The sequence below is a fragment of the Kitasatospora sp. NPDC056800 genome, from assembly GCF_042789775.1.
Lineage (GTDB): Bacteria > Actinomycetota > Actinomycetes > Streptomycetales > Streptomycetaceae > Kitasatospora.
In genome coordinates this window covers 1-4,837 of the sequence record NZ_JBHUAL010000349.1, presented here as the reverse complement: position 1 = coordinate 4,837, position 4,837 = coordinate 1, and the positions used below count along the sequence as shown (strand labels likewise).

At 72.9% G+C, this 4,837-nt stretch carries 3 protein-coding genes; 2 read left to right on the top strand and 1 reads right to left on the bottom strand.

What is annotated here, in order from left to right:
• Positions 1-248: 248 nt before the first annotated feature.
• Positions 249-2,648: a lamin tail domain-containing protein gene (locus ACFRQN_RS39920; protein WP_380745543.1), complete on the top strand. Its 2,400-nt coding sequence runs from the start codon at positions 249-251 to the stop codon at positions 2,646-2,648.
• Positions 2,649-2,727: 79 nt separating this feature from the next.
• Here the strand turns inward: ACFRQN_RS39920 and ACFRQN_RS39915 are convergent, their stop codons facing one another.
• Entirely contained in the window at positions 2,728-3,951 is a 1,224-nt protein-coding gene (locus ACFRQN_RS39915) for an FAD-dependent monooxygenase (protein WP_380745541.1), read from the bottom strand.
• A 175-nt stretch (positions 3,952-4,126) separates the two neighbouring features.
• On the opposite strand from ACFRQN_RS39915, the gene ACFRQN_RS39910 reads away from it, so the two are divergent.
• On the top strand, positions 4,127-4,696 hold the full coding sequence (locus tag ACFRQN_RS39910; protein WP_375877785.1) for a MarR family winged helix-turn-helix transcriptional regulator: 570 nt from the start codon (positions 4,127-4,129) through the stop codon (positions 4,694-4,696).
• Positions 4,697-4,837: the final 141 nt, after the last annotated feature.

Genomic DNA, 4,837 nt, shown 5'->3' with positions numbered 1-4,837 from the left:
GCCTCCGTGCTGTTCCTGTTGTTTCGGTGAATCAACAAACGTTCAAAAGGCGGCAGTTGACCGCCTGGATCCGGAGCAGAGTCTCCCACTTGTCGCGCGTAGAAACGTTCTTCCGCCGTACGTCTGGCCGTTGCCCGACGCGACCGGTAGGGATCTGGTGGCACTGCTAGAACCTCAGCGCCCCACTTTCCCATCCGTGGTCACAACCGCCGGGCCGCGCGCCCGGACGGTGGTCAGGAGTCAGCCTCATGCGGAGCACCCCGAACCCCCGGATCAACCCGAGAGCGCCGCGGTTCCGGCGCCGGACGCTCGCGGCGGCCTCCGCCGCGGCCGTGGTGGCGGCGCTGGTGGCGCTGCCCGGCGGCGTGGCGCAGGCCGCGTCGCCCGACATCGTGATCAGCCAGGTGTACGGCGGTGGCGGCAACTCCGGCGCCCCGTACACCAACGACTTCGTCGAGCTGTACAACCGCGGCACCGCGCCGGTGTCCGTCACCGGCTGGACGGTGCAGTACGCCTCGGCCGCCGGGGGGAGCTGGTCGCGGACCACCCTCTCCGGGACGATCGCGCCCGGACGCTACTTCCTCGTCCAGGAGGCCGCCGGAGCCGGTACGGGCGCCGCGCTGCCGACGCCGGACGCCACCGGCACGATCGCCATGTCCGCGACCTCCGGCAAGGTCGCCCTCGTCACCAACGGCACGGCGCTGACCTGCACTTCGGGCTGCGCGAGCCAGTCCGGGGTGAAGGACCTGGTCGGCTACGGCAGCGGCGCGAGCTCCGCCGAGGGGACGCCGACCGGCAACCTGTCGAACTCCACCGCCGCCCTGCGCACCGGCGGCGGCGCCACCGACACCGACAACAACGCGGCGGACTTCGCGATCACCGCGCCCGTGCCGCGCAACTCCTCCTCCACCGGCACCGGCGGCAACCCCGCCGGCACCCGCATCCACGACATCCAGGGCGCCGCCCGCACCTCCCCGCTGGCGGGCAGCGCGGTCAGCGCCGTGCCCGGTGTGGTGACGGCCGTCGGCCCCAACGGCTTCTGGTACCAGGACCCGCAGCCCGACAACGACCCCGGCACCAGCGAGGGCATCTACGTCTACACCGCCGGCGCGCCCTCGGTCGCGGTCGGCGACTCGGTGACGGTGAACGCCACCGTCACCCAGTACCGCCCCGGCGGCACCGGCGGTACCACCAACCTGTCGATCACCGAACTGACCGCGCCCACCGTCACGGTGGTCGCCCACAACGTCGCGCTGCCCGCCGCCACCGTGGTCGGCCAGGGCGAGCGGGTGCCCCCGTCCGCGGTCATCTCCAGCGTCACCTCCGGCGACGTCGAGGCGGCCGGGAACTTCCAGCCCGGCACCGACGGCCTGGACTTCTGGAGGTCGCTGGAGGGCATGCGGGTCGAGATCGACAACGCGGCCGTGGTCGGCCCGACCAACAAGTACGGCGAGCTCGCCGTCGTCCCGCCGGGCAGCACCACCCGCACCAACCGGGGCGGCATCCTGCTCCAGGCGAACGACGGCAACCCGGAGCGGGTCGTCCTCGGGAAGGCGCTCGCGCCCACCCCGACCGCCAACGTCGGCGACACCCTGACCGGCGCCACCGTCGGCGTGCTCGACTACGCCTTCGGCAACTTCACCCTCCAGGTCACCGCGACCCCGGCGGTCACCTCCGGCGGCATCGCGCCCGAGACCACCGCCGCGCCGACGGCCGGGCAGCTCGCCGCGGCCACCTTCAACGTGGAGAACCTCGCCCCCTCCGACCCGCAGAGCAAGTTCGACGGCCTCGCGGCGGGCATCGTGACCAACCTGCGCTCGCCCGACCTGGTCGCCCTCGAGGAGATCCAGGACAACAGCGGCGCCACCGACGACGGCACGGTCAGCGCCACCCAGACCCTGGCCAAGCTCACCGCGGCCATCACCGCGGCCGGCGGCCCCTCCTACTCCTACCGCGAGATCGACCCGGTGGACGGCCAGGACGGCGGGCAGCCCGGCGGCAACATCCGCCAGGTGTTCCTGTTCCGCACCGACCGCGGCCTCTCCTTCACCGACCGCCCCGGCGCCGGATCCACCACCGCCGACTCCGTGGTGAACGCGGGCGGCACACCGCAGCTGGCCTACTCGCCCGGGCGGATCGACCCGACCAACCCGGCGTTCAACTCCAGCCGCAAGCCGCTGGCCGGCGAGTTCCGCTGGAACGGCAAGCCGGTCTTCGTGATCGCCAACCACTTCAACTCCAAGGGCGGCGACCAGCCCCTCTTCGGCCGCTACCAGCCGCCGGCCCACCCCTCGGAGACCCAGCGTCACGCCCAGGCGACCGCGGTGAAGGGCTTCACCGACCAGATCCTGGCCGTGGACCCGAACGCCTCGGTCATCGTGCTCGGCGACCTCAACGACTTCGAGTTCTCGCAGACCGCCGACATCCTCACCGCCGGCGGCTCGCTCACCGACCTGCCGCGCACCCTGCCGCTGCCCGAGCGCTACACCTACGTGTACGAGGGCAACTCGCAGGTGCTGGACCACATCCTGATCTCCGGCGCGCTCGCGGCCACGTCGTACAGCTACGACATCGTGCACATCAACAGCGAGTTCAGCACGCAGCTCAGCGACCACGACCCGCAGGTGGTGCGCATCCCGCTGCCGTAACGGCCGAGGCCGACGGTGCCGGTCTCCCCGTTTCTGGGGAGGCCGGCACCGGTGGTCCGTCGCCCGATCGTCCTGACCGTCACAGCCGTCCGGCGTAGTCCGGCAGCCGCAGGTCCGAGTGGGCGGCCCGGGCCGTCCGGGCACTCGGCGTCGCCAGCTCGCTCGCGGCGGATTCCGGATCGCGCACCACGGCGTTGCGGGCCTCCAACTGCTCCCGTGTCCTCGGCGCCACCGACGTGCCGCCTCCGGTGGCCAGCGCCTGGTTGCGCTCGGCGAAGGGGCGCATCCGGCGCTCGTAGGCCGCGAAGGCGGCGGTGTGGTCGGAGCGCGCGGCCAGTTCGCCGGCCAGGACGTACGCGCCGACCAGGGCGAGGCTGGACCCCTGGCCGGACAGGAACGACGTGGCGTGCGCGGCGTCGCCCGCGAGGACCACCCGCCCGCGCGACCAGCTGGGCAGGTGGATCTGGCTGACGACGTCGAAGAAGAGGTCCTCGGCGTCCCGCATCGCCGCCACCAGGCGCGGCAGGTGCCAGACCCGCTCCGGGAACCGCGCGGCGACCAGCTCGCGCTGGGCCCGCGGATCGCGGAAGGCCTCGAAGGGCGGGTCGTCGCGGGTGAAGGTGAGGAAGCCGTGGAGCCGGTCGGCCGGTTCGTGCGCGTTGAGGACCGCGCCGCGCCCGACGTCGTTCCAGACGACGGCCTCGCGGACGAGGCCGAACTCGTTCGGGAGCGTGAAGCCGGCGAAGACGTGCCCGAGGTAGCGGTGGAAGGCCTCCTCGGGGCCGAGAACCAGCCGGCGGGTGTTCGAGTGCAGGCCGTCCGCGCCGACCACGAGGTCGAAGCTGCGGCTGGCGCCGCTGTCGAACCGCACGTGGACGGCCTCCCCGTCGTCCTCCAGTGCGGCGATCGAGTCCTCGAAGAGGAACTCGACCCGGCCGCGCAGCGGCTCCTGGAGGGCGTCGGCCAGGTCGCCGCGCCGGACCTCCAGGTCGTGGCCGGCCGCGCCGCCGGTCAGCTGTTCCGGGCGCAGCGAGCCGACGGTCCGCCCGACGGAATCGACGAAGGTGATTCGCTGGCTGTCGACGTGGGCGGCGCGCAGGCGCGGCAGCAGCCCCATGCGCTCCACGACCTCGCGGGCGGGCCCGCGGACGTCGATGGCGTAGCCGCCCCCGCGCACGGCGGCGGCCTTCTCGACGACGGTCACCTCGAATCCGTACCGGTCGAGCCAGTACGCGAGCGCGGGGCCCGCGATGCTGGCCCCGGAGACGAGGACGCGACGGGCGGGGCGTGACACGGTGTTCATGGCCTCTCACTTCCTTCCCGGCGGGCATCGCCGCCGGCACGTCGGTGGTACGCACCTGGACGAGCGGAAAGATACGTACCTCAGGTATCTTTATGGAGGTCACACGTCGCCCTCGCGGGCGGTGGCCACCCCCCACAATACAGATACCTAACTTAGGTATGCAAATGGAGGTGCCATGCCCGCCGAGGCTCCTGAGCCCGCCGAGACCCCCGGGTTCCCCGAGGCGCCCGACTCCGTCAAGGCTTCCGATTCCCCCGAGGCCCGCGAACCGGGGGAGCCGCGGCCCGACCTCCTCGCCGCGCTGACCCGGATCTCCCGGCTCAGCGCCGCCCTCACCCGGGGCCGCCTCGTCGAACGCGCCGTCGAGGAGGCGGGCCTGGGGCGCGACCGGCCCGCGGTGGGCGTGCTCGTCACCCTGCGCACGGCCGACGGACCCCTGCGGATCGGCGAGATCGCCGACCGCATGCAGGTCGTCGGCCCGCACATCACCCGCCAGGTCCAGATCCTGGAGAAGCACGGCCTCGCCCGCCGCATCCCCGACCCGTACGACGCCCGGGCCCGCCTCATCGAACCCACCGAGGCCGGCGCCGAGGCCGTCAACCGCTACCTCGCCTTCCTGCTCGGCTGGTTCACCGACGCCCTCGGCGACTGGCCCCGGCAGGACCGAGACGACCTCGTCCGGCTCCTCGCCCGCTTCGCCGACGATGTGACGACCCGGCTCGCCAGGCTCGACGAGGAGGAGTAGGGGCGGGTCGCGCTGGCAGGGGCGAACGTGACGCCCCCCGCCCCCCCCTGTAGACCACTGGGGGGGACGGCGGCGTCACCAAGGGTGAACGTGTTACGGCGCGCATAAGCACCCGGGATCGCGCATATCGCGTCACCCAAC